Genomic DNA, 26912 nt, shown 5'->3' on the forward strand with positions numbered 1-26912 from the left:
CGGACAATTTTTATTTACAGACGGATTATTATCCGTCTCTAGTATATAAAATTCCGTCATTTCTATTACAAAATTAAACAAACGTTTGAATTAAACAAACGTTTGACCAATTTTTACCGGCAATAGTGTATGAATTACAGGTAGAGACGGATGAATTACAAGTAGAGACGGATAATTATCCGTCTCTACATAAGAAAGGCTGCTTTAGAAAGCAGCCTTAACCGTTTTTGTTTACGGTTTTCCACAGGGTTTTGGATTAACCCTAAATATTTAGGAGGATAGAACGCTGATTTTCATGATTGTCATGATTTGTGATGATTTTTAACCGTTTATATTAATCCAAAAAATCATCCATTATATAACAAATCTTGACAATCATGACGATCTGCGTTCCTATTCTTATTTAGAAAACAAAAACCCTCCGGTTTATAAACCTATTCAACAATGAGCCATAAACCTTCGGGTTTTTGCTTCTGCATCAAAAAGTAGCTGATCAACAGTTGTGGGTCGCATTAATCAACTATTGTAAAACTAAAATTGATTTCGGCGACGTCAAAAGCATATTCACCCGATTTTAAATGGTGGTAAAAATGCCAGGGTTATGCATCTTTGCACCGGCCAATTGCCTTTTATACGTTTACACATTCTAGTAAAAACACAATGGAACTATTCTTAGATATTTCGTCAGTTGACACAGAAGAAGGTGATTATATATTACAGGTATACAAATCAATAATCGAACAAGAGTCTCCAACACGGGTATTTTCATTGGGTGTAAACACTCATCCGGATTCTTTCTTTTTTCCGGGACTAATTATACAGCCACCTTATCCGTCGTTTCTCAGTAAGCTGAAAAGAGACGGAGGCTTCAACAGTTTTGTGGCGAGGACGATTAAAAAAATACCCGACGCAAAATGGGTAACCAATCACCCTTTTCACATTTTCTCAAATAAAGCTACCCAGGTTTTAATTGCATCAAATCTTGAATTTTTGCAACAGCCTGATGCATTCGACAAAAAACTTTTCAATAAAAAGAATCTAAAATCTGCCCTTCAAAAGGCAGCGAAGGTAATTGTGCCTTCTGAACATTATAAAACGCTCATACAGAACGAATCATCAGAAAATAAGATTCAGGTTATAAAACCTCACGCTTCCCCTTTTGCAAGGCCCCTAAGCTGGGAAGAAAAGCAGCAGGTAAAGGACAAATACACCTCTGGAAAAGATTACTTTGTTTCCATCATTTCCGGTGAAAAGCATGAATTCGTCAATTTGCTGAAAGCATTCACCATCTTCAAAAAATGGCAGCAATCTTCCATGCAATTGATCATCATACATGACGAAAATGCGCATCAGGATTTCTCCAAATTGGAAACTTACAAACATAAAAGTGACGTGCATTTGCTACAATTGAGTGAAGAAGAAAAACTGCAGGTACTCGCGTCTGCATATGCTTGTATGCATGCAGTTACCCAGGAAAGCATTCCATTTGTGGTGATCAACGCGATTTTCTGCGAAACACCCATCATAACTTCGGACCTTCCGGCGATTAAAGAAATGGCAGGCGACGCAGCCCTTTACGCCAGCGCAACGAATGTGGAGGATATTTCCCGGAATATGATCACCATATACAAAGATGAAACTTTGAGGAAAAAGCAGGTGGAGAAAATGAAAGAGCTTGTAAAGTAAAAATTGAGAAGTCAAAGAGCAAGCCGGCGTTTTGACTTTTTACTTTTGACTTTTGACTTTCCACCCTACCTTCGCACATTCAACTATAAACTATGGATCAGTCAACCATTACAATCGATGTAATATTAGATCGCGATAAAACGCCGGAAAACATTCTGTGGAGTGCTTCCAACAGCACCGTGGATAGTAAGCAAAAAGCGAAAGCCATTATGCTGTCGCTGTGGGACGGAACTGACAAAACAGCTCTCCGCATTGACCTGTGGACAAAAGAAATGATGGTAGATGAAATGGCAGATTTCTTTTACCAAACCCTGATGACCATGGCCGACACGTACAATCGCGCCACAAAACATACAGAACTGGTAAATGACATGAAGAACTTCGCAAAAGACTTCTACAACAAGTTCCGCGAAGAGCAAATGAAAGAAAACAGCTTGAAATAGTGGAGAATTGAGAGTTGAGGGTTAAGCCTAAGCACAGCTCAGCATAACCTCAACGATGTAACACACAAAGAACTCTCAACTCTCCCTTCTCAACTCTCAACTAATTCTAATTCCAAATTTCTAATTACTAATTCCTAATAAAATGAGTCTCGAACAACAAGTAATGGCAGAAATGAAAGATGCCATGAAAGCAAAAGATGAAGCATTACTGCGTGGCCTGAGAGCTATCAAAGCAGAAATTATAAAAGCAAAAACAGAACCCGGCGCTAATGGCGAGGTTTCTGCGGAAGGCGAACTGAAACTTTTACAAAAGTTGGTGAAACAACGTAAAGATTCTCTTGAGATCTTCACACAGCAAAACCGCGCTGATCTTGCCCAAAAAGAAACAGATGAAATCAACGTGATCGAGCGTTTTCTTCCAAAGCAGTTATCTGCAGAAGAATTGAAAGCGGCACTTGAAAAAATTATTGCTGAAACAGGAGCTGCATCTCCGGCAGATCTTGGTAAAGTAATGGGCATAGCTTCCAAACAATTGGCTGGCAGAGCAGACGGCAAAGCGATAAGCGCTACTGTAAAAGAATTACTTACTAAATAATAACTGATTAGCTGAATAACTGAATAACTGAATGTCTTATTCTCGATTTCGCTTTACGACTATCAAACACTCAGTTATTCAGTCATTCAGTTAATCAATTATTATTCTATGATCATCGATGTCCTCTTCATAATCATCCTCATACTAGCACTTTACAAAGGCTGGCGAAATGGTTTTGTAGTCGCTATTTTATCCGTGGTTGGATTAATTATTGGTTTGGTTGCCGCTATGAAATTATCGGCCATTACTGCCAGTTACTTGAAAGACAGCACCAATATTTCCGTCCGCTGGTTGCCTTTCATATCTTTTGTTATCGTTTTTATTGCAGTCATGCTGGTTATTCGCCTGCTGGCTTCGCTCATTACCAAGACCATGGAAGTTGTGGCATTGGGCTGGGCAAACAAGCTCGCCGGAATCGTTTTATACGCAGTTATATATACAATTGTTTTTAGTGTTGTTCTTTTTTATATACAAAAGGTGCATATAATCAGCGACAATTCTGTGGCGCAATCACATTTCTATGGTTTCATTGAGCCATTCGGTCCTGCCGCTATTAACGGTATTGGAAAAGTGCTGCCATGGTTCAAGGACATGTTTGCCCAGCTTGAAAGCTTTTTCGACAATGTTGCCGCGAAAAGCGCGTAGTAGTCGTAGAGGCGCATTGAATGCGTCTTTGTCACGTCTTTTAAGATATTGAGGAAATAAAAATCTTAACGATATTTTAAAATTACTCTCTATTGTATTATTTTTAATTACAGAAAAACCTCGTCAATACACTTAACAGTAGCTTACCGTTCAATGTTTTAGCTTTGTATTTCTAAAGCCAGGCTTTTTTTGGCGCAAAACAACTATTTTAGCGCTTAATTGAATAAGTGATATTTACAGAACAGATGAATTACGAAATCAAACATCAGGATAAATTCAGATTTATTGAAGAAGGTGAAGGAGAACCTCTAGTACTGTTACATGGATTATTTGGAGCCCTAAGCAACTTCATGGATTTGATTGAATATTTTAAGCACCACTACAAGGTGGTGGTTCCCATGTTACCCCTATTTGACCTCGACATTTTGCATACTTCCGTAAGTGGTTTGGAGAAATACGTGCACAAGTTTATTGAAACCAGGAACTATCAGAATATTAACCTTCTTGGAAATTCTTTGGGCGGTCATGTGGCCTTGGTACATATATTGAAGCACCCTGAAAGAATAAAGTCACTTATTCTTACAGGAAGTTCAGGTTTGTTCGAAAATGGAATGGGTGACACCTATCCAAAACGTGGAGACTATGAATATATCCGCAAAAAAACCGAGCTTACTTTTTTTGACCCTAAAATGGCCACAAAAGAACTGGTGGACGAAGTATATGACATTGTAAATGTGCGCCTTAAAGTCATAAAGATCATTGCATTGGCCAAAAGCGCCATCCGCAATAACCTTGGCGAAGAAATTAGCCAGATTAAACAACCCACATTGTTGATTTGGGGTAACAATGATACAATTACGCCGCCTTTTGTAGGACGCGAATTCAACAGACTTATTCCAAACAGTGAACTGCATTTTATTGATAAATGCGGCCACGCGCCGATGATGGAGGTTCCCGAAGAATTCAACGTGATCCTTCACAAATTTTTAAAAAAGCTTAACGAACCGGCCGCCGTCGCTTAACGTATATACTTATATAAACAAGCAATTTGTTAAATAAAGAACTCATATCAACGTCGATTCCCGTATTGGCTCCAACCGATAGCGTGGACAAAGCCTTGCAGCTAATGTCGGATTATCACTTATCCCAATTGCCTGTAATAGCCGAGGAGAAATTCGTGGGGCTTATCGACGAAGAAGAATTGCTTAATACAGATACCAACGCAACTATTATCCAGCTGCAGGCATCTTTTGTGAAGCTTGCCGTGCAGGATAATAAGTATTTTTTTGAAGCAGTAAAGCTTTCAACAGAATACAATTTATGCGTTATTCCCGTTATAGAACAAGACCTTACATGGGTAGGCGCTATCAACGCCTATGACCTTTTGAAAGAATTTGCGCACATGACCGGCGTTAATGACCCCGGCGGATTGATCGTGCTGGAAATGGAAAAACAGAATTTTTCATTTTCTGAGATCAGTAAACTGGTGGAGACAAATGATGCGCAAATCACTCAAATGAATACTTACTACGATTCAACTAATTCAGTGTTCGTGGTAACAGTTAAAATTAACAAACTGGAAATTTCCGACATCATAGCAACCTTCCAGCGCTATGAGTATGTTGTTCGATATTATTTTGGCGAAGAACTCTACGAAAACGAGCTTAAGAACAATTACGACCACCTGATGAATTATTTGAATATTTAGACAAATAAATATTTCAGTTTGATGAGTAGAGAAAACATATATGTTTTCTACTTAGAAATGTGTTGATAATGGGCAGAAAAAATTACTTGGTTGTCGTACTATTCTTTTTTGTTCCGGGCATCGTGTTTGCCGGGAATGTGTCTACTTTAAAAAATGGCCTCAAATCTTTCCTATCTACGGACAGTCTTCCTTCCACAGTTCATTTTGATTCCACGGTAAATGATCACAAGTTAACTGTTGGCGACATTTATATTACCGGCAATAAAAAAACAAGAGCTTATATTATTGAGCGGGAACTTCCTTTTAAAAAAGGAGATACACTTTCCCTGCAGGATCTCACTCAAAAGTTCGTAACCGGCCGCCAGCAACTGATCAACACACAGCTATTTCACGAAGTAAACATCTACCTGAAACAATTTCGTGGCTACATAACCGATATTCAAATTGACATTAAAGAGCGATGGTATATTATTCCTCTTCCCTATGTAAAGCCTGTCGACAGAAACTTTTCTGCATGGGCAGACAAGGGCTACAAACTTGATAGGCTCAACTACGGCGTAAAATTCTACTACGACAATTTTACGGGCAGAAACGATAAGCTGAAGCTAATGTTCATAACCGGGTATACGCATCAATACTCAATTTCTTACGATCAGCCTTATGCCGACAACACTTTAAAACATGGCTTTGGAGCAAGTGCCTCCTATTCGGCGGTAAAAGAACTGAATGTTAGCACCGTTAATAACAAACAGTTTTTCCTTAACGTAGATTCTGTTGACAATGCAAATAAGTATATCAACGAGCTGTTCAATGTTACGTTAAGTTATTATTATCGTCCCGCTATTTACACCCGGCATATTTTTCGACTGGGCTACACCGTTAATAAGATTGACAACTCAGTGTTGGAGCACAACCCCAAGTATTTTCCCAACGGCTCTACAAGCATGGCCTACCCTGAATTCAGCTACGGCTGGCGCTATCAAAATATAGATTACATGCCGTATCCACGAATAGGGAAAGCAGCAGAGGTCAACTTTCTAAAGCGAGGTTTCTCCCAGGATATGAACCTGTGGCAATTGGCCGCTAAGTACACACAAGCATGGCCGCTCGGCTGGAAACTTTTCTATGTAGGTCAGGCGAACGGAACCGTCAAGCTCCCGTTTGATCAGCCTTATTACAATCAACGATTAATTGGCTATGGAGATTTTTCTTTTCGTGGTTTGGAAAAGTATGTAGTGGATGGAGTTGCCGGCGTTGCTGCATTCAATACAATTAAAAGAGAAATAATAAACACCAGTTTCCAAAACTTTCTTCCGCTTTCCACAGCGAGAATTCCCTTGCAGGTTTTTGTAAAAGCATATACGGATTTAGGTTACTCTTATTCAAAACCTCCTGTTTATAATTCTTTGCAAAACAGTTTTCTTTATACCTATGGCTTGGGGGTAGATGTGGTCACCTTTTATGATCTCGTTTTCAGATTTGAATGCAGCTTTAATCAACTGGGGGAAAAAGGATTCTTTTTTCACCTGAGGAACGATTTTTAGACGTGAATCGTCAATCGGGAATCGCGAATGTAACACCTAATAGTTATGTTTGCATTCACGTTTCACCATTCACCATTCACGCATAGCGTATGAAACGAGCCCCGCCTGCCAATGGCGCGGGGCGAGTTCCATCTGGCCAAAATAAAATAAAAATGAACAGATGAAAGTTGCCATCTACAGCAGGGTTTTAGATTTTCAATTCAGGGATGAGGTACAAAGCTTTTTCAATGAACTGACTCGTTACAATATCGAGCCAATCATCTATCAGCCATTTTTTGAACAGATCATCAGCACCGTTCATTTAAGTAACAACATCACTACTTTCAATTCTTATTCAGATCTCGATAATTCCATTGAGTTTGTGATAAGCCTCGGTGGCGATGGCACCATGCTGGATACCGTTACATTGGTTCGTGATCAAAATATTCCTATACTTGGTATCAACTTCGGCCGTCTGGGATTTCTTGCGAGCATTGGTAAAAACGAATTGGAGAATGCTGTTGCTTCTCTGGTTCACCGCACGTTTGTAGTTGACAAAAGATCGCTTATACACCTTGATGCAAATATTCCCCTTTTTGGAGATACTCCTTATGCGTTGAATGAATTTGCAATTCAGAAAAGAGATTCTTCTTCCATGATAAAAATTCACACTTACATGAACGGTGAATTTTTAAATACATATTGGGCAGATGGCCTGATCGTCTCCACCCCTACCGGCTCTACGGGCTATTCATTAAGCTGCGCAGGCCCAATCGTTTTTCCAGATTCCAGCAGTTTTGTGATCACCCCGGTGGCCCCACATAACCTGAATGTGCGTCCACTAGTGGTTCCAGACAATAATATAATTTCTTTCGAGGTAGAGGGCAGAACAGATGATTTTATTTGTACATTAGACTCCAGAAAAGAAGTTGTTGCAAAAAGTGTACAGCTCGCCATAAGAAAAGAATCCTTTACTGTAAGCCTCGTACGATTAAATGAGAACAATTTCTTGCAAACATTGCGCAGCAAATTGTCGTGGGGCCTGGACAGAAGAAACTGATCACTAAATCCTTTAACGTATACGAACATTAAAAATGTGTTACATTTCACATTTTTAGCACAATTATGTGGAACGAATTTCGTTGTTAAAGTTCGGCGTGTTTTAAATGCAGAAAATTTTTTGTTTATTACTGCATAAATTGGAATTCAACATTAGTTTTGTGCGCCTTTAAAGTATATACGGTCCAATAGCCAACTCCCATTATCCAATTACCTAGGATCACCATTATTTTTTACCTGTGTTTTAAACGACAGAAAGACAAACTAATTAATTGCATTTATGAAACTACTTAGTCTATTCACGGTGAGCCTATTACTGTTAATGCAAACGACCCAGGCCCAGTATGAAAGCGTTGTACACGAAGGAGAATTTGGTATCGGTATCGGCGCAGCACACTATTTCGGTGATCTGAACACCCGTGCGAGGATCAATCGTCCCAAGCCTGCAGTCACCGCATTTTTCCGCAAACAATTTGGCAATTACATTGCACTTCGCGTAGGCGCCACTTACGCCCAGATTGGATATTCCGATGTTTACAACAAAGACAACGAATACCAGCAGCGCAGAAACCTCAGCTTCAATTCCAATATTTGGGAGCTTGCTGTTCAGGGCGATTTTAATTTCTTCAAATATGTTCCCGGCGATCCAATGTTTGCCTTCACTCCCTATGTTACAATAGGTGTAGGAGCCTTCAACTATGACCCGTATACTTATTTGAGAGGTCAAAAGTACTTCCTGCGTCCGCTGGGTACAGAAGGTCAGGGTTCTCCATTGTATCCTGACAGAAAACAGTACAGTACAATGGCAATGTGTTTACCAATTGGCGTTGGTATCAAATATAGCCTTACAGAAAAAATAAACCTCGGCTTCGAAATTCTGTATCGTTTTACCACCACAGATTATCTTGACGATGTTAGTAAAACATACGCTCCTGATGCATTCGCTCAAGCACTGCCAGACGGCACACCAACTGTTTGGTATCAATTGCAGGACAGAAGCTATGAAACTGGCGACCCGATTGGCATCAAAGGACGCCAACGTGGGTATCAAAACCAAAAAGATCAGTACGTAACAGCCATGATCACTGCTTCGTTCAATCTTACATCTTACAGATGCCCTTCGGCTAAATAATTAATAATTAACAATTAATAATTAATAAGGCTGCATTCCTGATCGAATGCAGCCTTATTTAGCTTTAGACAGGTCTGAAGCAACACCCCTTAACCATTGACACCCTATTCTTTATTAATTATTAATTATTAATTATTTCCACGATTTGTCCTCATTTGAACTGCGTCCTCGTATATTTCCAGATTTAAATATTTACATAACGAATTTTTGTAACTTCGCTCCCTTCTAAAATCCGGTTTATGGAATCGCTCAAAGAGAGCATAAACAGTCAAAAATTACCGAGCCACATAGCAATAATTATGGATGGCAACGGCAGATGGGCCAAAGAAAAAGGCCAGGACCGCCTCTACGGCCATTTTCATGGCGTGGAGAGTGTGCGCACAATCGTGGAAGGCTGTGCCGAACTGGGCATTGGTTATCTCACTTTGTATGCTTTTTCTACTGAAAACTGGGACAGACCAGAACAGGAAGTTACTGGCCTGATGGAACTACTGGTGGAAACCATTCGCAAGGAAGTAGATACTCTTAATAAAAATAACATCAGGCTTCATGTAATTGGTAATATGGAAATGTTGCCGGCTTACGCACAAAATGAGCTTAATGAAGCGCTGTCTCTTACCGCAAAAAATACCGGACTGAACCTGGTAATGGCACTTAGCTATAGCAGCAGATGGGAAATGGTGAACGCCGTTAAAAATATTGCTATAGACGTAAAGAACGGCAAGGTTGACCCACAATCAATTACGCAGGAGACTTTACAACAATACTTGTGTACCAGCAATTTTCCTGATCCGGAATTAATGATTCGCACAAGTGGAGAATACAGGATCAGCAACTTTTTATTATACCAGCTGGCATATGCAGAACTTTATTTCACACCGGTTCGCTGGCCGGACTTCTCTAAAGAAAATCTCTATGAGGCTATTATCGATTTCCAAAATCGTGAAAGACGATTTGGTAAAACAAGTGCCCAGATAGAGCAGGAGAATGGAGATGCCGACCAATTAGTTAGTCGTTAACAATTTTTCGTATTCGCTGGATAAGAAAGTATCGCGTTTTAGCCTAATTTCCTATCTATTTAACAAATGCTTACGACAAATCCCTTTAATTTGCTTTTTTTTAAAACAACCAGATGTTAAGAAGAATCCCTGTAGCTACGTCATTGTTGGTTTTTTGTTTACTTACGATAACTGCTTTTTCGCAAGACACAACGCATCCTACATCGATTGATCCGGAACTGGAAGCTATTCCCAATGCAAAACAGCCTAAGGAATATGTAATTGCAGATATAAAAGTTACAGGAACGCAAAAATACGATGCCTCCATCATTACTAGTATCGCCGCATTGAATGTGGGCGATAAAGTTGTGATTCCCGGAGGTGACAATTTTAGTAAAGCCATCCAGAATCTTTGGAACCAAAAGCTGTTTGCCAACGTAAAGATCTTTTTCACGAAAGTTGACGGCAGAAACCTTTCCATAGAAATTAATATTACCGAAAGACCCACTCTTTCGAACTTCTTTTTCAAGGGCATAAAGAAAACTGAGGAAGACGATCTTAAAAAGAAAACGGGCCTCGTAAAAGGAAGGGTGATCACGGAAAACATGATTCGTACCGCGATCGAGCTCATTCAAAAATACTATAGCGAAAAGGGTTACAGAAGTGCCGAGGTTAAGACAGAGTTGAAAAAAGAAGCCGGAATGGCCAACGCTCAATCGCTCACATTTGACATTACAAAAGGCCCTAAAGTACGTGTAAACGAAATCAGTTTCTTTGATAACCATAACATCTCCGGTGACAAACTGAAAGGCCAGATGAAGGGCACAAAGGAAATGACGCACTTAACGTTGTTCCCTCCAAAAGAAATGAAGGCATACGGTACCAGCGAACGTATGACACTGGACAGCTTCGTTAGAGAACATGACTATCTCTATCCTACAAAAATTAAAGAATACATCGATCCTTATTTCCGATTCAAATTATTCAGCTCAGCAAAATTCAGTGAGAAGAAATACGAAGAGGATAAAGACAAAATACTGGATTATTACAACTCCAAAGGTTACCGCGACGCCGGTATCGTTCAGGATACTCAATATTATACTTCCAAAGGAACATTGAACGTAGATATCAGAGTTAGCGAAGGTCACAAATACTATTTTGGTAACATTTCCTGGAAAGGAAATACAAAGTATTCGGACTCTCTTTTGACCCTTATCATGGGCATCAAAAAAGGCGACGTTTATAACCTTGATATCCTTAACAAAAAGCTGGGTAAACAAATGGCTCCGGAAGGAGGTGATATCAGCGGACTGTACATGGATGACGGTTACTTGTTCTTCCAGGTAGATCCGGTGGAAACAGCCGTTTACAACGATACTATCGACTTTGAAATAAGAATGCGTGAAGGGCCACAGGCAACCATCAAAAACATTCGTATTGCCGGTAACGAGAAAACAAAAGAGCATGTTATCCGCCGTGAGATCAGGACTGTTCCTGGCGATAAATTCAGTCGTGAGGCATTGATCCGTTCTCAACGTGAGATCGCTAACCTTGGCTTCTTTAACCAGGAAAAAATTGGTATCAACCCCGTTCCAAACCCTGAGGATGGAACGGTGGACATCAACTATACAGTGGAAGAAAAATCTGCCGATCAGCTTGAGCTTTCTGCCGGTTGGGGTGGTGGTATCGGTTTAACCGGTACAGTCGGTGTTACATTTAACAACTTCTCGCTTAAGAATATTTTCAATAAATCTGCATGGGACCCATTACCTACAGGTGATGGCCAAAAACTAAGCTTGAGAATTCAGAGTAACGGACGTGCTTTCCGTTCCGAGAACATCTCATTTACTGAGCCTTGGCTGGGTGGTAAAAAACGTAACTCATTAACGGTGAGTTTCTACAACACCCGTTACTCAAACTCATATGATTACCGCACGGGCACGTATAGCCGTAAAGCGAGTGACACGTCATACCTTAGAACATTTGGAGCGTCTATAGCTTTGGGTAAACAATTGAAATGGCCGGATGACTTTTTCACTTTGGTGTACTCATTGAACTACACTCAGTACAAACTGAAAAACTATCCAAACCTGTTCCCTGGTTTGAATAACTCTACGTCGCACAACGTGAGCTTTAAAATAGCATTGAGCCGCAACTCAGTTGACCAGCCAATCTTCCCAAGAAGCGGTTCTAACTTCTTGTTAAGCGGTCAGTTTACGCCTCCTTACTCATTGATAGATCCATCTTTGGTAACATCATCGCATCCGTACGAATTACCTGAGTTCCATAAATGGCGCTTTAACGGTGAATGGTATGTTCCGTTGACTAAACCAAGCGGTGCAGATAAGAGCCACCAGTTTGTGTTGAAACTGGCAGCTAAATACGGCTTCATGGGTAAATACAACAGAAACCTGGACTACTCTCCGTTTGAGCGTTTCCAATTGGGTGATGCCGGTTTGACAAACAACTTTGGTATCCTTGGTTATGATATCATTGCACACAGAGGTTATCCAATCTATGATAACTCAGATCCAAGTGTGAACCCTGACAAGAGCCAGGCGAGCAGATTCTTTACCATCTTCAATAAATACACTGCAGAGGTTCGTTATCCATTTACAACAAACCCAAGCAGCACTATTTACGGTTTAGCGTTCTTTGAAGCAGCGAATGGTTGGTTCGATTATAAAGACTATAATCCGTTCCGTTTGAGAAGAAGTGTTGGTCTTGGTGCAAGATTCTTCCTGCCAATGTTTGGTTTGTTGGGATTTGACTATGGTATCGGTATCGACCGTATGCAACCGGGCGGAAAGCTGAAGGATGCTGCTAAATTTACATTTATGCTGGGCTTTGAGCCAGAATAATAAACCTAAAAAGATTCTTTATGAAAAAGATAATTTTTTCAGCCATATGCATTCTTGCTATCGTGTGCACCGCATCAGCACAACGATATGCGATTGTTGATACCCGGTATATTTTGGAGAAAATTCCAGATTATACAGATGCTCAAAAGAAACTGGATGACATCAGCGCTCAATGGCAAAAAGAGATCGACTCCAAACAACAGGCTTTGGATAAAATGTACAAAGACTTTGATGCAGAACAGGTTATGCTAAGCGATGTGCTGAAGAAAAAACGCGAGGATGAGATTTTCGTGAAAGAGAAAGAATTGAGGGATTTGCAGAGAAAACGCTTTGGCTTCGAGGGCGATCTTTTTAAAAAACGCCAGGAGTTGGTAAAACCAATACAGGACAAAGTTTACACGGCAATTCAGAAACTTGCGGTGGCCAAAATGTATGATTTTATTTTAGATAAAAGTGAAGGAATTACCGTTATATTTGCCGACCCTAAACTGGATAAAAGCGAAGATGTGCTCCGGGAATTGGGTGTTAAATAAACGTGAAAGCGAGTTTAACAAAACAACTAAAAACTAAGAAATAACAACTTCAAAAAAACAATTTCAGAACACAATGAAAAAATTATTAACAGTAGTGTTAATGGCCGGTGCCCTGATGGTAGCAAATAACAAGGCTAACGCTCAACAGAAAATTGGTTATGTGAGTTTGAATGAGATTATCATGTCTATGCCTGAAGCTAAAAAAGCTGATTCTTCATTACAACAATACCAAGCAGCTCTTGTAGAAAGTGCTAAAGAAAAACAAGCGTCTTTCGAAGAAAAAGCTCAAAAATTTATTATTGACTCTGCTAAAATGACGCAAGCGGTAAAAGACGTTCAAAGAAAAAATTTGCAAGCACTTAGCCAGGAATTGGCAGGTGAAGAGCAACGCATTCAGCAAGAATTGCAAAAAAGACAAGATGAATTGACTGAACCAATTCAAAAGAAAGCAATGGATGCAATTGCAGCTACTGCTAAAGAAAACGGTTACGGTTATGTGTTTGTAAAAGAACAATTGATCGTTTATCCACCAGCTGATGATTTGGCTCCATTGGTTAAAAAGAAATTGGGAATTAAATAAGTAATTTTCAAGAATATAAATAAAACGTCCCGCTTAACCAGCGGGACGTTTTATTTTTGTTACATGTCAACAGCATATCACCCCATTGGCGTTTTCGACTCAGGCTACGGCGGACTTACTGTTTTGAAAGAAATAGTAAAGGAATTGCCGCAGTATGACTACATGTATTTAGGCGATAATGCCCGCACGCCATATGGCAACCGTTCCTTTGAAACTGTTTACCAGTATACATTAGAGTGCGTCAAGCACCTGTTTAGCATGGGCTGCCGTCTTGTGATATTGGCCTGCAATACCGCATCTGCAAAGGCTTTGCGCAGCATTCAGCAAAATGATCTGCCAAACATCAATCCCGATTATCGTGTACTTGGAGTGATAAGACCCTCTGCAGAGGTAATTGGAAATTATTCCAAAACAAATCATTTAGGCATTCTTGCCACCAAGGGAACCGTCAATTCACGTTCATACATACTCGAAATAGAGAAGTTCTTTCCGGAAGCAAAGGTTAGTCAGCTCGCCTGCCCTATGTGGGTGCCGCTCGTAGAGAACGGGGAATATGCTAATGAGGGAACTGATTTTTTTGTAAAGAAATATGTCGATCAGGCAATGGCGCAGGATAAGGAGGTTGATACTATTTTACTTGCCTGCACTCACTATCCCTTGCTTTTGGACAAGATCAGGAAATTTACTCCAGAAGGCGTAAAGGTGATTACGCAGGGAGACATTGTGGCCAAAAGCTTAAAGGATTATCTTGAACGCCATCCTGAAATGGAGGCTCAATGTTCTAAGGGTGGCAAACTGGAATTCTATACCACTGACTCCACCGAGGACTTCAGCCGCCAGGCCGCTATATTTTTCGGGCAGCCGCTGGAAGCGAAGAAAGTGGAATTCTAGTTGAGAGTTGAGAATGGAGAGTTGAGAGTTATTTGATCAAATTTCATGCTCAAACACATAAAATTATTTGATAATGAACTTACTATACGCTTCAACTCTCAACTCTCCATTCTCAACTCTCAACTAGTTCAAAATTATTTTGAATTTCCCCCTCCCTGATTTACCTTTGCCGTCCCTTTCACGCCGACGGGTATGGTGACCCGTTGTGAAGTTGAAGTAAAATTGCCGCGAGGCGCATTAGTTAAAACGGGTTAAAAAAGTAATAAAATGAAACGTACATTTCAACCACACAAACGTCGTCGTAAAACCGTTCACGGTTTCCGTAAACGCATGCAAACTGCTAACGGACGTAAAGTATTGGCTTCCCGCCGCAAAAAGGGTCGTAAGAAACTAACTGTTTCTGACGAGAAAAAAGCGAAATAAACCTTAGCTTTATTCCAAATAATTTATAGCTCCGCTGTTGTGGAGCTATTTTTGTTTAAATCATATTCATTGAGCAAAATACACACATTAGGAAAAACTGAACGGCTTAAAAGCAGAAAACTGATAGATTCACTTTTTCAGAAAGGTAAGTCTATGAACGTGTTTCCTTTTCGTGTGTACTACATGTTCACAGACCTGAATGCCGACACACCAGTACAAGCGGGTGTTAGCGCCAGCAAAAAATACTTTAAGAGGGCAGTAGACAGAAACAGGATCAAACGACTTACCCGCGAAGCATACCGTTTGCAAAAAATACCTTTGAAAGAAGTGTTACAGGCAAAGAACCTGCAGCTCGCCGTATTTTTTATTTACACCGGTAAAACCATTCCCACCTACATAGAAGTGTTCGAGAAAATGGGCATTATCGTCAATAAACTTTCGGAACAAATTGTGCAGCGATCATAACCATATTGAAGAAGTTGAGAAAACAGGCCTGATCAAGCGTATATTGATCTTTCCCTTTATTCTGCTGATCAAACTGTATCAGTGGGTCATCTCGCCTATCCTGGGGCCTAAATGTCGCTTCACTCCTACCTGTTCCACCTATGCCTTGCAAGCTTTCAAAAAGTACGGCCCGCTAAAAGGCTTTTGGCTTGCCTTCAAAAGAATTATCCGCTGCCATCCGTGGGGAGGACATGGGTATGATCCATTGCCTTAGGCACGGATCAATTAATAATTAATAATTAGTAATTAATAGGTGTCACACCATAAGTCTAACACAAGCTAACCTTTGTGCGAATAAAAATAGAGCGGCATTCAATAAAGAATGCCGCTCTATTAATTCTTAATTATTAATTATTAATTGGCTCTTACTGTTTCAGCATTTTCACTGTTCTATCCAACACTTCTCTTGCATCTGGAGCTGTGTAGAATTTATATACTTCCGGAGCTTTGTCGTTGTCTGAGCTGAAAGAACCAGGCAATTGATTGAATGGCCCGAAGATCTGAGCGTCTGTGTTAACGCTTACTTTCTGCAATTTGCCCGGTACGATGAAGAAGTTCTTTTTAGCTTCTGTAACGCCCTGGCCATTTAGCAATTGTTGCAAGCTGTCAACTTTGTCCTGCAACTGAGCCTGTGTAATTTTTGTTTCACCAGGACCGCTGCCAAAGTTTTTATAACCACCAACCAAAGTATCCGTTTTCAAGTTCAATACATACAAACCCGGTGCATCTACATCAAAGCTTTTTTTGCCAGATGGCGTTTCCACATTCAGTACAACTTTATCTCCTGTATTAAAAGTTACATATTGTTCGTTATGCTGAGTGCCCGGTTCTTGTTTAATGTTTGCCATGTTCTGTGCATCAACAGTCAGCTTACCGCTCGACATGATCAATACTTTTTTTGTGTTGCTACCACCTGAGCATGATACGAGAGCAACAAAGGCTGCGATCGTTACCAGGGAAAATAATTTTTTCATTCCTTGTGTTTTAAATGGTTGAAAGGTTTTTCTGTTAATATTAAAAAGAATCCCGGAGCTAAAGTTCCGGGATCGCAAATAACAACTTTTTTTTATTCGGTCTGGTTATTTTGTAGCAGCGGCAAAACGCTCGGCTACTTTGTTCCAGTTAACTACGTTCCAGAAAGCTGCAAGATATTCAGGACGACGGTTCTGATATTTCAGGTAGTAAGCATGTTCCCATACGTCAACACCCAAAACCGGAGCGCCTTTTACTTCTGCAACATCCATCAAAGGATTGTCCTGGTTTGGAGTAGAAGAAACTTCCAGTTTGCCATCTTTTACCAACAACCAAGCCCAGCCGCTACCGAAACGTGTAGCACCCGCAGTGTTGAATTTTTCTTTGAATGCATCGAAAGATCCAAAAGCTGCGTTGATAGCATCAGCTAATGCGCCGCTTGGCTGACCACCGGCATTTGGTGCCAATGACTCCCAGAAAAAGCTGTGGTTCCAATGACCGCCACCGTTGTTGCGTACAGCTGGAGAAATAGTACCTGCAGCAGCAACTAGTTCTTCAAGACTTTTATTCTCATTTGGAGTTCCTGCAATTGCTTTATTCAGATTATCTACATAAGCCTGGTGGTGTTTACCATGGTGAATCTTCATAGTAAGCTCATCGATGTGAGGCTCCAGGGCATTGTGCGCATAAGGCAGCGCAGGTAATGTAAATGCCATAATTATAAGTTTTTAAGATTTAAATGATTGTTCTAAAATTCTTTGACCAGATAACAAATGTAATGGTTTTTTTGTGAGTGGAGAGTTGAGAATTGAGAGTTGGCGGACATCAAGTGCAAGTCGCTGAAAGAACGCTCCACTCTCAACTCTCCACTTATTCACCTTCTCGCTTTAAAAAAACTCTTCATCAGCTCTGCACACTCCTGCCTCATCGTGCCGGTGGTGATCACTGTTTTGGGATGAAAGGGAAAATTAACCCCGGTGATGCGTTTGTGTCCGTTTTTTTCATCATCGGCTCCCCACACGATCCTGCCCACTTTTGCCCAGTACAGGGCGCCGGCACACATCAGGCAGGGCTCAACGGTTACGTATAGAGTAGCCTCCGGCAAATATTTTGCCCCGATAAAGTTGAATGCAGAAGTGAGTGCAATAATCTCCGCATGAGCAGTAGGATCGTTTAATTTTTCAACCTGGTTATATCCTCTTGCTATGATCTTATCATTCATCACCACTATGGCGCCCACGGGCACTTCGCCTTCGTCAAAAGCCTTCTGAGCTTCGCGGTATGCCATCTGCATGTAATATTCATCTGTCATGGAACGAAATTATTTATTTGCGCTGAATTGGTGTAAATTGAATTTGAAAATTTGAGGATTTGAAAATTTGAAAATGGAGGGATACATTGAACATCAAATCCTAAAAAAGACTTCACACTAACTTCCACCTATGCTTGCAAACGTTCCGGATATTGTTCCTGCTTCTACGATGCCTTACAACACTTTAACGGGTAATGCAGAAAGATTGCGCAGTTATTATGAATCAGGCGCCACAAGAAGTTATGAGTTCAGAAAGCAACAATTGCAGCGCTTCAAGCAGGCGATTATTGAGCATGAAGAAGAAATTTTGCAGGCGCTTTTCACAGACCTGAAAAAAAATGCCGCGGAAGCTTATGCAACTGAAATTGGATTGACGCTTGCAGAAATAAACAATGCACTAAAGAATCTACACAAATGGATGCGTCCGGAAAGAGCAAGGACCAACCTCGTAAATCTTCCTTCTAAAAGTTTTTTGCTTCATGATCCACTGGGCGTGGTGTTTATTATTGCTCCGTGGAATTATCCTTTTCAACTTTGCATGCTGCCGCTTGCGGGAGCAATTGCCGGCGGAAATTGTATCGTAGTAAAGCCTTCAGAACTTTCGCCAGCAACCGCTGCTGTTATCGAAAAGATCATTGAAAAAACATTCTCCAGCGAGTATATTTTCGTTGCACAGGGAGATGGGTCCGTTGTAGTTCCGGAGCTGATGAACAAGTTCCGTTTTGATCACGTTTTTTATACCGGCAGTATTCCTGTTGGAAAAAGTATTTATGAACTGGCGGCGAAAAACCTTGTACCTGTTACACTTGAGCTTGGAGGAAAAAGTCCCTGCATTGTAGAAAGTGACGCGGCTTTGAAAACGGCGGTCAAAAGGATTGCCCTGGGAAAATTTACAAATGCGGGCCAAACCTGCATTGCGCCCGATTACGTACTGGTACATGATTCTATAAAAGAGCAATTCATTCAATCACTCACGGAGGCGATAAAACAAATGTATGGTGAGGACCCGTCTAACAGTGATGACTATGGTAAAATCATCACAAGGAGAAGGTTTGACAATCTTGTAAAATATTTACAGCAGGGGAAAATCATTCATGGCGGGAAGACTAACGCAGAGAAACTTTACATTTCACCAACTTTAATAACCGATGTAAGCCTTGATAGTCCTTTGATGAATGAAGAAATTTTCGGCCCCGTATTTCCTATAATTTCTTATTCCACTTTTGAAGAAGCCAGGAAAATTGTTGCGCAAAACCCTGATCCGCTAGCGTTTTATATTTTTACCAATTCGAAGGAAAAGGAGCAGCAATGGCTGCAAAATATTAGCTTCGGCGGCGGTTGCGTGAATAATACGGCGCTACATTTTACAAATGACTATTTGCCTTTCGGTGGTATTCGCAACAGTGGTATTGGTCGCTATCATGGCAAATACTCTTTCGAACTATTTACTCATACAAAAGCTGTGTTAAAAACACCTAATTGGATCGACCCTTCATTAAAATATCCGCCATACGAGGGCAAACTGAAGTGGTTGAAAAGAATATTGAAATAATTTTATCGTCAACGCTTTTTACTTTTCACATTCTACTTTTTACTTAGCATTATGACCGGCAGACAAAAAATATTGAAAGCAGTTTATCCTTTATTGATGAAGATTACAAACGTATTTGGCGCAAAGAATAAGGCGCTGGAGAACACCGAAAAATCAACATCGGTCACCTCCATATATGATTTGCCTTTGCTGTTAAACAACGGCCAACATGTTCCTATGAATAGTTTTAAAGGCAAGAAAATATTACTGGTAAACACCGCCAGCGATTGCGGCTACACCGGCCAATACAGCGAATTACAAAGTTTGTACAACGAGTTCAACAAAGACCTTGTTGTGATAGGATTTCCCGCCAACGATTTCAAAGAACAGGAAAAAGGCAACGATGAAGAAATTGCCAGCTTTTGCAAAATCAATTATGGCGTTACTTTTCCGCTGGCCGCAAAAAGCACCGTGGTAAAAGGCAGCCACCAAAATGCTATTTTCAATTGGCTAAGCAACAAAGAAAAAAATGGCTGGAACGATCAACAGCCATCATGGAACTTCTCCAAATACCTTGTTGATGAAAAAGGAACGCTGACAAACTATTTTGACCCATCAGTGTCGCCGTTAAGTGAGGAAGTAGTCAACTCTATAAAAAGATAGTTGTATGCGCAGCTTTCTTTTTTTACCACTAGGGCACTCAGGGCACTAAGCTCCACTAAGCGTTTTTTTTTACCACAGAGATAACAGAGATTTTTTCACAGAGGAAAGGAGATTTGTGAACCACTCATTCGTTCCCACTGTTTCGGGAGCCAAACTTTTAAAGCAACGCCTCCGGTTTCTCTGTGAAAAAAACTCCTTTCCTCCGTGGTTAAATTTTCCTCAAGCGAAGCCAGGAACCCTGACCACTATCTGAATACGACCATTCTTTCTCTCTAATTTCTTAACTTTGCCGTCTAATATCATCGTGCATGAAAAAGAGAATTGTGCCTGTTGTTTTGGTTATTTTGTTGAGTTTCAGTCTTTCTGTGGCGAAAGCGCAATGCTCTATTTGTACAAAAACGGCCCAGCAGCTGGGAGAAAAACCCGCAAAAGCATTGAATGTCGGCATTCTTTACCTGGGATTTATGCCATTGGCCATTCTCGGATTCATCGGCTTTCAGTGGTGGAAGAACAATAGGCAGACAAATTAATATTACCATTTTTCTACAAACGCATATAAGTTAAAGCTCTTGTCTCCAAGGGCTTTTTTTATGTCTTCTTTTAAAGACAACTTATCAATGTCCTTCATCCTTTTATGCTGAATTAAATGAAATGCTTTTTCAGTAAGCAACCATTCTTTTTTATTGTTGGCGGTTTGCGTTTTCAATCTTTCATTGATCGTGTGAAAAAGCTTTTCCACCCCTTCTCCTTGTGATGCTATTGTTTTTACAATTGCGGGTGCTTCTTTTTTGTGATTGGTAGAAAGCAGCAATTGCAGGTTCTTCATGAAGAGATCAGCAGCGGGGCGGTCGCTCTTGTTAACTACGAAAATGTCAGCGATTTCCATGAGGCCGGATTTCATTGCTTGTACTTCATCTCCCGATTCCGGCACCAGCACAACAACGGTGATGTCGGCCAGGCCCGCAATTTCAATTTCACTTTGCCCAACGCCAACGGTTTCAATAATAATGTAGTCGAAAACAGCGGTTTTAACGAGATCCGTGAGTTCAATGATCTTCGGATGCAAGCCTCCCAAAGCTCCGCGACTTGCCAGTGAGCGGATGAAAACATTCGGATTGTTGTACCACTCGCTCATCCGTATCCGGTCCCCTAATAAAGCACCGAGGTTGAAAGGAGAAGACGGGTCCACGCACAACACAGCCACCTGTTTTCCATGCTTTACCATTTCTTTGATCAGCTCATTGGTAAGTGTACTTTTTCCAGCACCGGGCGGACCAGTTATTCCAATAACGGGCGTGGCAATATGTGGGATTGATTTTAAAATGTCTTCATATCCGGGAACTTCGTTTTCAACAAGCGAAATGCTTCGGGCTAAAGACTTTATATCGTGATCTGGCATGGCAAGTTCTGAGTTATGAGTTTTGAGTTTTGAGTTTTGAGTCAGCCTCATCCAGTTCTCCTGCTTTGCATGGTACAGTTGCATGGAGAGGCTACACTAAAATCTTTTGAATTTTGAATTTTCTCTTTTGACTTATTATCAGTTTGTGACCAATGCACAAATCTATTATTTACCCATCAGATATCCACTAACTATTGCTTACTTTGCGACCCTGAGAGCAAAGTTATAAGATCATTAAACCTGACCTCCCTATGATTTTAACCCCCTGCTGAGATTTGTATGAATATTATTAAAAGTGTAAAAAGCGGTGAGATTTTAAGCAATCACAGGTTTGCTACTTTTTTGTGGTTTGCATTGTCGTTTATCGGAGTATTGCCGGAAGTATTAAAAGGCCGCATTCATAATTACTTTGTATTCAAAAGTGTGTATTTGAATCTGCTTGAGCAGCACAACCTCTACATACCTTTCAATGATAATCTTTACGGCCCTTTGTTTGGCATCATCATAGCGCCTTTTACTTACTTGCCCGACGCTATCGGCGCCATTTTGTGGGCACTTCTTAATGCGTGGTTTCTGTATTACGCCATCAACAAATTACCCGTTTCAAAAAGTCAAAAGGCATTCATTATTATCGTATCGTCTCTCGAAATGATGAACGTTGCTTCCTACGTGCAAACCAACGCTGCAGCCGCGGCCTGCATTATTTTAGGTTATTGTTTTATACAGGAAGGAAAAGAGTGGAAAGCGGCATTCTTCATTTTGCTTGCAACATTTGTGAAGATCTATGGCATAGTTGGGTTGGCATTTTTCTTCTTCTCAAAAAGGCCTTTCAGGTTTATTCTATGGATGATCATTTGGTCAGTCGTATTTTTTGTGGCACCAATGCTGTTATCAAATCCTTCTTTTATTCTGCAATCTTATGTTGACTGGAAGAATACGATCCTAAGAAAGAATGCAAACAATCATGAAAGTCTTTTTCAAAATATTTCCTTGCCGGGCTTTCTTAAAAGAACATTACGGTTGGATATTGATAACAACCTGGTTATTCTTGCCGGCATGATCTTGTTTCTCTCCCAATACATCCGTTTCAGGTATTTTAGCGATAAACGCCTGCAGTTATATATTCTCTGCTCCACACTTATTTTTGTTGTCATCTTCAGTAGCAGCTCGGAAACGCCTACCTATATTATTTCCTTTGTTGGCGTTTGCCTCTGGTATGTTTTACAAAACAAATCGACAACCACAAACATAGTGATGATCGCAGCGTTCGTTCTTACGAGTCTCTCGCAAACAGATCTTTTTACGCCACATTTCCGGGACGTTTTTATGAGGCCTTATTGCATTAAAGCAGTTGGCAGCATTGCCGTATGGTTCATTATTATTTATCAAATCTGGAAAAAACAGTTTCTAACTATTCCACCTGTTTCTGAAACTGATACAGTATCGGTTGAGAAGGCAGCAGCGCTCAGTTAAGATGTTTTGCTGTAATTGGGGTACCATAAAAAAATTCGCGGAATTGATCTTTTATTATTTCTGATAGAAAAACAAAAGATCAATTCCGCGAAAGTGTCAACAAACTTATGGTTAACCTGCTACGCAGGTCAAAAGAGCGAATTTACTTTTTTGGAATACAACAAATGTTTATTGTTTTCTTCCATTTGGTTATATCAGTTCTGGTGTTCAACTTCTGAACATCCGCATTGATATCAAAATCTTCAAAATAAGAAATCTCGTATCCGAGTTTAGCGATCACATCAAACAATTCCAACTTCGCTTCGTCTGACGCATCACCAAAGCTTTCCGCTACAATAACAGGTTTATAAACAGACAACAGATCGGAGATTGATTTTATTATCTCCTTGTCATATCCCTCTGTATCGATTTTAATAAATGAGAACTTGTTAAGCCTGTCACTATATTTTGCTTCGAGGAACTTTTTCAGGTTAACGCCTTTGATTTTTTCCGGATAAACAAACTTGCCGTGAGAGCTTTCTTTTGTAGGAGATATGCCGCCGTTGGTGAACGCCGCTTCTGATGAAACAAAATAAAACTCTTCTTCCTCTTTCGAAATCGCAAGATTTACAGGCACTATATTTTGTTTGCCCGCATTAAGCGCAGCATTTTGTTCCAGTATTCTGTACACATACGGATTGGGATCAAAGCCCAAAGCCATACCAGATGGACCTGCACAAAGTGCCATAGGCACTGTCGTGTCGCCAATATGAGAACCGATATCAATAACAAGGTCGCCTTCTTTGATATACTTCTTAAAAAAAGCGATCATCTCAGAAGTCAGTGTTACCGGAGTTGCCAGTGGATTTAACCAGTTTGCGAACTCGATGGTTCCCAGTCCGTCCAAATTAAACCGATCTATTTGAACCGGGTATTCCTGTGTAACACGTCTTGCTTTTTTTCTCGCAAAAGAGGCTTTTAAATATTTGAACATTCTGAAAGTTTATTAATAGGAGTTAACAAATGTATAATTAAATTTTCCTGATACGGCATTCCAGGACTGTGCTTTATTTGAAAATTTGAGGATTTGAAAATTTGAAAATTCATTCTGAGCAATTTTACATTTTTAAAAACAACTCTCGAATTATCAGTCAGCAAAAATAAATTCAGCAAGATGCACTTAAAGCATTTTCAAATTTTCAAATCCTCAAATTTTCAAATTGAACATGGCTCAATGCTTTTTGGACAATAGGTTATAATTTTTGCTATTCGCAATTTGATTACCACCTAAAAGATTTTGTTCAACAAAACTAAGCACCTTGTACTTAAACCTGTCATGCTTGTGCTTTTGATAAGTCATCAGGTGCGGATACAGCTGATGTTCCCAATCGAACTTCTTTATAAAATCCTTCATCACAGCAGGGTGATGTTCTTTAAAAATTTTTAGTTTGCTAAGATTGCCATAATCAAACACTGTGGAAGCTCGCTCATGTCTTCTTTTTGCTTCTTCTGAACCATGATAGTCGGAGTCCATTAAAACTCTTTTCTTCTGCATTAATCTCGGTGGCCTCACCCATCCATAGTGATAAATAGATGCGTTGATTTTTACAACATTGAGCTTGAAAGTGTTTTCTTTCTGAGCATAATTTTTCCCGTCAAAATCAGGAATGCGGCGGAATGACTGGGCATCGCGCCATGAGTGAATATCCGGATTGTTCCTGATGATTCTTATTTCCTTGTCATACCATGCATGTGAAACTACATAGTGAGAATAATCGCCCCAAAAATGTTTGTAGTCAAACAAAAAGCCTTCTACTTCTGTATCGTCTTGCAGCACTTCGCATGCATGTTTGATCGCCGGCAAATATTTTTCATGCACCACTTCATCACTTTGGATATAGAAAAGCCATTTGCCTTTACATTCATTCTTAGCTATGTCCGTTTGATGTGCGTATTCTGTTCCATTCGGATATTCCTCCAAATTCCAAACGGTGTGAATGATTCTTATTTTATCTGAATTGATCTTTTGTATTTCTTCCAGCGTGTGGTCATCTTCATCACAATTACCCAGTGCCACTACAAATTCATCTACTATGGGCAAGATGGATTCTATGGAAGCTCTTATAGGATAATAAAGCTTGGTGGCATTTCTCACCATGCAAAAGCCGCTAATCAGTATTTGGTCTTGGTCAGGTCGCATAAAGGAAAATCGGGTTAGTATTTTTGTCAAGATAAGGCTCTAAAATAAAGTGCCACGAAAAGAAAGGCTGGTTTATTCGTTAAAATTCTCGGGTTCTTTCCAACCTGCCTGTAATTCCTTCAGCTTTAAATATTTATAAAATGTGTAGTAAAAATCATAAAAGGCGATAGCAAAACCGGCGCGTCCATCAAGGATGCCACCTCTGAAAAAGTAGGTCTGTAAAAACGACCATATACCATGGCTCAAAGCGGGCCTTAGTCCACCTTTTTTCTTATGCAGGTATTTTTGAGCACCTAATGTTGAGTACCTGTTCGCCTTGTGCATCATTTGCGCCAGGTTTTCAAAAGGATACTGCCAAATGTAGTTGTGCAATTTACCCGTTTTCCCATGCACCTCATATTCTTCATGAACCGGCGACAACGAGTAGGTCATTTTTCCGGTACGGAACAACTGTGGTTGCCTGTAATCAGGATACCAGCCGGAAAATTTTATCTTCTGCCCCATGAAATAATTTCTCCTTGGAACAAAGTAAGCCACCGGGCCATTTTGATCATCAGCCCTTACAATTTTCAAAATCTCTGCTGCTGCCTCAGGCGTGCATCTTTCATCTGAATCCAAACTAAAGATCCAGGGATGATTGCAAAACTTCATGGCATCGTTGCGCAATTTTCCAAAACCTTCAAAAGCTACCTGCACAACCTTCGCACCAAGATTGGTTGCTATTTCTGCAGTTTTGTCAGTGCTATAAGAATCGATTACAATCACTTCATCCGCCCAGTTAACCACACTATTTACCGCCGCCGCGATCTTTTTTTCTTCATTGTAACCTATGATATACACAGAGACTTTACTCATTTTTCTTTTTTTATTTGCGGCAATTTTTTGGGTTCCGCGGAATGCAAATTGCTCTAATTTTATGCTATGACCAACTTTATTCCCATATTTCCTTTGGGGGTTGTGGTGTATCCGGGGGAAAATCTGAACCTGCATATATTCGAGCCCCGCTATAAGCAACTGATAAATGAGTGTAAGGATAACAATAAACCTTTTGGCATTCCTGCTGTGATCAATAATCGTGTGAGCGAACTTGGCACTTTGGTTGCCATAAAAGAGGTCTCGAAGACTTATGACAATGGTGAAATGGATATTAAGACCACCGGCGTTGAAATTTTCAGGGTGCTGGAAATGATCAATACAATTCCCGAAAAACTATACAGTGGTGCCATTGTCAACTATCCTGAAAACATTGAGGACAAAGGCAACCGCGAATTAATGCAAAAAGTAGTGCAGGCGGTAAAAAACCTTCACGAACTACTGAAGATCAAGAAAGATTTCAATAAGCCGGACGAGACGCTTGTGAGCTACGATATTGCACACCACGCCGGACTCTCGCTAGAAGAAGAATACGAGCTGCTTGGCCTTTTGCAGGAGGTGCAACGACAGGAATATCTTAAAAGGCATCTCAACAAAGTTCTTCCAATAATTGCCGAAATGGAGCACCTGAAAGAGCGTGTAAAGTTGAATGGGCATTTTAAGAATTTGTCAGGACTGGATCTGGAGATTTGAGAGAGCACGCAGATGACACTGATTAGACTGATTTGCACTGATTTTTTTCTTTCTAAACGGACAGTTGTTTTTGCAATCTTTTTTACCGCAAAGGACCTTTAGATAAATATTAATCCGTTTCCCTAGAATTACTAGAAACTAATTTCGATAGAACGTTCTTTGAATTATGGATAGCGGCCAACCGGCTTTCGGATATTTGTGGAAGGAGACGGGGTGAACTTTGCAAAGACATAGGT

At 40.3% G+C, this 26912-nt stretch carries 29 protein-coding genes; 22 read left to right on the forward strand and 7 right to left on the reverse strand.

What is annotated here, in order from left to right; all coding sequences use genetic code 11:
• Positions 1-660: 660 nt before the first annotated feature.
• The 17 genes from KTO63_RS18425 to yidD all read left to right on the forward strand — a co-directional run bounded on the left by KTO63_RS18425 (position 661) and on the right by yidD (position 15795).
• Positions 661-1686 carry a glycosyltransferase gene (locus tag KTO63_RS18425; protein ID WP_217793070.1) on the forward strand — a complete coding sequence of 342 codons (1026 nt, stop codon included), beginning with the start codon at positions 661-663 and terminating at the stop codon, positions 1684-1686.
• A 92-nt stretch (positions 1687-1778) separates the two neighbouring features.
• Positions 1779-2129: a gliding motility protein GldC gene (gldC, locus tag KTO63_RS18430; RefSeq protein WP_217793072.1), complete on the forward strand. Its 351-nt coding sequence runs from the start codon at positions 1779-1781 to the stop codon at positions 2127-2129.
• A gap of 142 nt (positions 2130-2271) precedes the next feature.
• The gene (locus tag KTO63_RS18435) at positions 2272-2724 is read left to right on the forward strand and encodes a GatB/YqeY domain-containing protein (RefSeq protein ID WP_217793074.1); all 453 of its coding nucleotides are present in this window, start codon (positions 2272-2274) and stop codon (positions 2722-2724) included.
• Between the two features lie 108 nt (positions 2725-2832).
• On the forward strand, positions 2833-3369 hold the full coding sequence (locus tag KTO63_RS18440; RefSeq protein ID WP_217793076.1) for a CvpA family protein: 537 nt from the start codon (positions 2833-2835) through the stop codon (positions 3367-3369).
• Positions 3370-3614: 245 nt separating this feature from the next.
• Positions 3615-4391 carry an alpha/beta fold hydrolase gene (locus tag KTO63_RS18445; RefSeq protein WP_217793078.1) on the forward strand — a complete coding sequence of 259 codons (777 nt, stop codon included), beginning with the start codon at positions 3615-3617 and terminating at the stop codon, positions 4389-4391.
• A 26-nt stretch (positions 4392-4417) separates the two neighbouring features.
• Complete coding sequence (locus tag KTO63_RS18450) at positions 4418-5077, forward strand: CBS domain-containing protein (protein WP_217793080.1); 660 nt, start codon at positions 4418-4420, stop codon at positions 5075-5077.
• A 68-nt stretch (positions 5078-5145) separates the two neighbouring features.
• Positions 5146-6621 carry a POTRA domain-containing protein gene (locus KTO63_RS18455; protein ID WP_217793082.1) on the forward strand — a complete coding sequence of 492 codons (1476 nt, stop codon included), beginning with the start codon at positions 5146-5148 and terminating at the stop codon, positions 6619-6621.
• A gap of 160 nt (positions 6622-6781) precedes the next feature.
• Entirely contained in the window at positions 6782-7660 is an 879-nt protein-coding gene (locus KTO63_RS18460; protein WP_217793084.1) for an NAD kinase, read from the forward strand.
• Between the two features lie 279 nt (positions 7661-7939).
• Entirely contained in the window at positions 7940-8791 is an 852-nt protein-coding gene (gene porG / locus KTO63_RS18465; RefSeq protein WP_217793086.1) for a type IX secretion system protein PorG, read from the forward strand.
• Positions 8792-9030: 239 nt separating this feature from the next.
• Positions 9031-9810, forward strand: a complete 780-nt coding sequence (locus KTO63_RS18470) for an isoprenyl transferase (RefSeq protein WP_217793089.1) — start codon at positions 9031-9033, stop codon at positions 9808-9810.
• 113 nt (positions 9811-9923) lie between these two features.
• Positions 9924-12650, forward strand: coding sequence for a BamA/OMP85 family outer membrane protein (locus KTO63_RS18475; RefSeq protein WP_217793091.1), 2727 nt, complete (start codon positions 9924-9926; stop codon positions 12648-12650).
• Between the two features lie 20 nt (positions 12651-12670).
• Positions 12671-13183, forward strand: coding sequence for an OmpH family outer membrane protein (locus KTO63_RS18480; RefSeq protein WP_217793093.1), 513 nt, complete (start codon positions 12671-12673; stop codon positions 13181-13183).
• A 73-nt stretch (positions 13184-13256) separates the two neighbouring features.
• The gene (locus tag KTO63_RS18485; protein ID WP_217793095.1) at positions 13257-13763 is read left to right on the forward strand and encodes an OmpH family outer membrane protein; all 507 of its coding nucleotides are present in this window, start codon (positions 13257-13259) and stop codon (positions 13761-13763) included.
• Positions 13764-13826: 63 nt separating this feature from the next.
• The gene (gene murI, locus KTO63_RS18490; protein ID WP_217793097.1) at positions 13827-14654 is read left to right on the forward strand and encodes a glutamate racemase; all 828 of its coding nucleotides are present in this window, start codon (positions 13827-13829) and stop codon (positions 14652-14654) included.
• A gap of 267 nt (positions 14655-14921) precedes the next feature.
• Complete coding sequence (gene rpmH, locus KTO63_RS18495) at positions 14922-15077, forward strand: 50S ribosomal protein L34 (RefSeq protein WP_217793100.1); 156 nt, start codon at positions 14922-14924, stop codon at positions 15075-15077.
• A gap of 69 nt (positions 15078-15146) precedes the next feature.
• Positions 15147-15542, forward strand: a complete 396-nt coding sequence (gene rnpA / locus KTO63_RS18500; RefSeq protein WP_217793102.1) for a ribonuclease P protein component — start codon at positions 15147-15149, stop codon at positions 15540-15542.
• Positions 15543-15585: 43 nt separating this feature from the next.
• Positions 15586-15795: a membrane protein insertion efficiency factor YidD gene (gene yidD / locus KTO63_RS18505; RefSeq protein WP_262902010.1), complete on the forward strand. Its 210-nt coding sequence runs from the start codon at positions 15586-15588 to the stop codon at positions 15793-15795.
• 151 nt (positions 15796-15946) lie between these two features.
• Here yidD and KTO63_RS18510 read toward each other — a convergent pair whose 3' ends face one another.
• The 3 genes from KTO63_RS18510 to KTO63_RS18520 form a co-directional block, all read right to left on the reverse strand.
• Positions 15947-16555, reverse strand: a complete 609-nt coding sequence (locus KTO63_RS18510; RefSeq protein WP_217793104.1) for a hypothetical protein — start codon at positions 16553-16555, stop codon at positions 15947-15949.
• Between the two features lie 105 nt (positions 16556-16660).
• Complete coding sequence (locus tag KTO63_RS18515) at positions 16661-17269, reverse strand: superoxide dismutase (protein ID WP_217793106.1); 609 nt, start codon at positions 17267-17269, stop codon at positions 16661-16663.
• Between the two features lie 158 nt (positions 17270-17427).
• Positions 17428-17865: a nucleoside deaminase gene (locus tag KTO63_RS18520; protein ID WP_217793108.1), complete on the reverse strand. Its 438-nt coding sequence runs from the start codon at positions 17863-17865 to the stop codon at positions 17428-17430.
• A gap of 130 nt (positions 17866-17995) precedes the next feature.
• Between KTO63_RS18520 and KTO63_RS18525 the strand changes: the two genes are divergently transcribed.
• The 3 genes from KTO63_RS18525 to KTO63_RS18535 all read left to right on the forward strand — a co-directional run bounded on the left by KTO63_RS18525 (position 17996) and on the right by KTO63_RS18535 (position 20589).
• Positions 17996-19417 carry an aldehyde dehydrogenase gene (locus tag KTO63_RS18525; protein ID WP_232373242.1) on the forward strand — a complete coding sequence of 474 codons (1422 nt, stop codon included), beginning with the start codon at positions 17996-17998 and terminating at the stop codon, positions 19415-19417.
• Positions 19418-19468: 51 nt separating this feature from the next.
• Positions 19469-20059: a glutathione peroxidase gene (locus tag KTO63_RS18530; RefSeq protein WP_217793110.1), complete on the forward strand. Its 591-nt coding sequence runs from the start codon at positions 19469-19471 to the stop codon at positions 20057-20059.
• Between the two features lie 308 nt (positions 20060-20367).
• The gene (locus KTO63_RS18535) at positions 20368-20589 is read left to right on the forward strand and encodes a hypothetical protein (protein ID WP_217793112.1); all 222 of its coding nucleotides are present in this window, start codon (positions 20368-20370) and stop codon (positions 20587-20589) included.
• 2 nt (positions 20590-20591) lie between these two features.
• On the opposite strand, the gene meaB is transcribed toward KTO63_RS18535, so the two are convergent.
• Complete coding sequence (gene meaB, locus KTO63_RS18540) at positions 20592-21458, reverse strand: methylmalonyl Co-A mutase-associated GTPase MeaB (protein WP_217793114.1); 867 nt, start codon at positions 21456-21458, stop codon at positions 20592-20594.
• Positions 21459-21737: 279 nt separating this feature from the next.
• On the opposite strand from meaB, the gene KTO63_RS18545 reads away from it, so the two are divergent.
• A complete protein-coding gene (locus KTO63_RS18545) occupies positions 21738-22931 on the forward strand; it encodes a glycosyltransferase family 87 protein (protein ID WP_217793116.1) in 1194 nt (397 codons plus the stop codon).
• Between the two features lie 142 nt (positions 22932-23073).
• On the opposite strand, the gene KTO63_RS18550 is transcribed toward KTO63_RS18545, so the two are convergent.
• The 3 genes from KTO63_RS18550 to KTO63_RS18560 all read right to left on the reverse strand — a co-directional run bounded on the left by KTO63_RS18550 (position 23074) and on the right by KTO63_RS18560 (position 25965).
• Complete coding sequence (locus KTO63_RS18550) at positions 23074-23904, reverse strand: FkbM family methyltransferase (RefSeq protein WP_217793118.1); 831 nt, start codon at positions 23902-23904, stop codon at positions 23074-23076.
• Between the two features lie 237 nt (positions 23905-24141).
• Positions 24142-25110, reverse strand: coding sequence for a glycosyltransferase family protein (locus KTO63_RS18555; RefSeq protein ID WP_217793119.1), 969 nt, complete (start codon positions 25108-25110; stop codon positions 24142-24144).
• 72 nt (positions 25111-25182) lie between these two features.
• Entirely contained in the window at positions 25183-25965 is a 783-nt protein-coding gene (locus KTO63_RS18560) for a glycosyltransferase family 2 protein (RefSeq protein ID WP_217793120.1), read from the reverse strand.
• Positions 25966-26031: 66 nt separating this feature from the next.
• Here KTO63_RS18560 and KTO63_RS18565 point away from each other — a divergent pair, with 66 nt between their 5' ends.
• Complete coding sequence (locus tag KTO63_RS18565) at positions 26032-26676, forward strand: LON peptidase substrate-binding domain-containing protein (protein ID WP_217793121.1); 645 nt, start codon at positions 26032-26034, stop codon at positions 26674-26676.
• Positions 26677-26912: the final 236 nt, after the last annotated feature.

The organism is Pinibacter aurantiacus (genome assembly GCF_019130065.1).
Taxonomy (GTDB): Bacteria; Bacteroidota; Bacteroidia; order Chitinophagales; family Chitinophagaceae; genus Pinibacter; species Pinibacter aurantiacus.

Bases quoted from the DNA above. Each gene is read 5' to 3' on its own strand.
- KTO63_RS18440 (WP_217793076.1), top strand. From the start codon at position 2,833: ATGATCATCGATGTCCTCTTCATAATCATCCTCATACTAGCACTTTAC.
- KTO63_RS18460 (WP_217793084.1), top strand. From the start codon at position 6,782: ATGAAAGTTGCCATCTACAGCAGGGTTTTAGATTTTCAATTCAGGGAT.
- KTO63_RS18480 (WP_217793093.1), top strand. From the start codon at position 12,671: ATGAAAAAGATAATTTTTTCAGCCATATGCATTCTTGCTATCGTGTGC.
- KTO63_RS18485 (WP_217793095.1), top strand. From the start codon at position 13,257: ATGAAAAAATTATTAACAGTAGTGTTAATGGCCGGTGCCCTGATGGTA.
- KTO63_RS18475 (WP_217793091.1), top strand. From the start codon at position 9,924: ATGTTAAGAAGAATCCCTGTAGCTACGTCATTGTTGGTTTTTTGTTTA.
- porG (WP_217793086.1), top strand. From the start codon at position 7,940: ATGAAACTACTTAGTCTATTCACGGTGAGCCTATTACTGTTAATGCAA.
- KTO63_RS18520 (WP_217793108.1), bottom strand. From the start codon at position 17,865: ATGACAGATGAATATTACATGCAGATGGCATACCGCGAAGCTCAGAAG.
- KTO63_RS18555 (WP_217793119.1), bottom strand. From the start codon at position 25,110: ATGCGACCTGACCAAGACCAAATACTGATTAGCGGCTTTTGCATGGTG.
- KTO63_RS18435 (WP_217793074.1), top strand. From the start codon at position 2,272: ATGAGTCTCGAACAACAAGTAATGGCAGAAATGAAAGATGCCATGAAA.
- KTO63_RS18535 (WP_217793112.1), top strand. From the start codon at position 20,368: ATGAAAAAGAGAATTGTGCCTGTTGTTTTGGTTATTTTGTTGAGTTTC.
- KTO63_RS18530 (WP_217793110.1), top strand. From the start codon at position 19,469: ATGACCGGCAGACAAAAAATATTGAAAGCAGTTTATCCTTTATTGATG.
- KTO63_RS18565 (WP_217793121.1), top strand. From the start codon at position 26,032: ATGACCAACTTTATTCCCATATTTCCTTTGGGGGTTGTGGTGTATCCG.
- meaB (WP_217793114.1), bottom strand. From the start codon at position 21,458: ATGCCAGATCACGATATAAAGTCTTTAGCCCGAAGCATTTCGCTTGTT.
- KTO63_RS18525 (WP_232373242.1), top strand. From the start codon at position 17,996: ATGCTTGCAAACGTTCCGGATATTGTTCCTGCTTCTACGATGCCTTAC.
- gldC (WP_217793072.1), top strand. From the start codon at position 1,779: ATGGATCAGTCAACCATTACAATCGATGTAATATTAGATCGCGATAAA.
- KTO63_RS18560 (WP_217793120.1), bottom strand. From the start codon at position 25,965: ATGAGTAAAGTCTCTGTGTATATCATAGGTTACAATGAAGAAAAAAAG.
- KTO63_RS18515 (WP_217793106.1), bottom strand. From the start codon at position 17,269: ATGGCATTTACATTACCTGCGCTGCCTTATGCGCACAATGCCCTGGAG.
- rpmH (WP_217793100.1), top strand. From the start codon at position 14,922: ATGAAACGTACATTTCAACCACACAAACGTCGTCGTAAAACCGTTCAC.
- KTO63_RS18455 (WP_217793082.1), top strand. From the start codon at position 5,146: ATGGGCAGAAAAAATTACTTGGTTGTCGTACTATTCTTTTTTGTTCCG.
- KTO63_RS18545 (WP_217793116.1), top strand. From the start codon at position 21,738: ATGAATATTATTAAAAGTGTAAAAAGCGGTGAGATTTTAAGCAATCAC.
- KTO63_RS18550 (WP_217793118.1), bottom strand. From the start codon at position 23,904: ATGTTCAAATATTTAAAAGCCTCTTTTGCGAGAAAAAAAGCAAGACGT.
- murI (WP_217793097.1), top strand. From the start codon at position 13,827: ATGTCAACAGCATATCACCCCATTGGCGTTTTCGACTCAGGCTACGGC.
- KTO63_RS18445 (WP_217793078.1), top strand. From the start codon at position 3,615: ATGAATTACGAAATCAAACATCAGGATAAATTCAGATTTATTGAAGAA.
- KTO63_RS18510 (WP_217793104.1), bottom strand. From the start codon at position 16,555: ATGAAAAAATTATTTTCCCTGGTAACGATCGCAGCCTTTGTTGCTCTC.
- KTO63_RS18470 (WP_217793089.1), top strand. From the start codon at position 9,031: ATGGAATCGCTCAAAGAGAGCATAAACAGTCAAAAATTACCGAGCCAC.
- KTO63_RS18425 (WP_217793070.1), top strand. From the start codon at position 661: ATGGAACTATTCTTAGATATTTCGTCAGTTGACACAGAAGAAGGTGAT.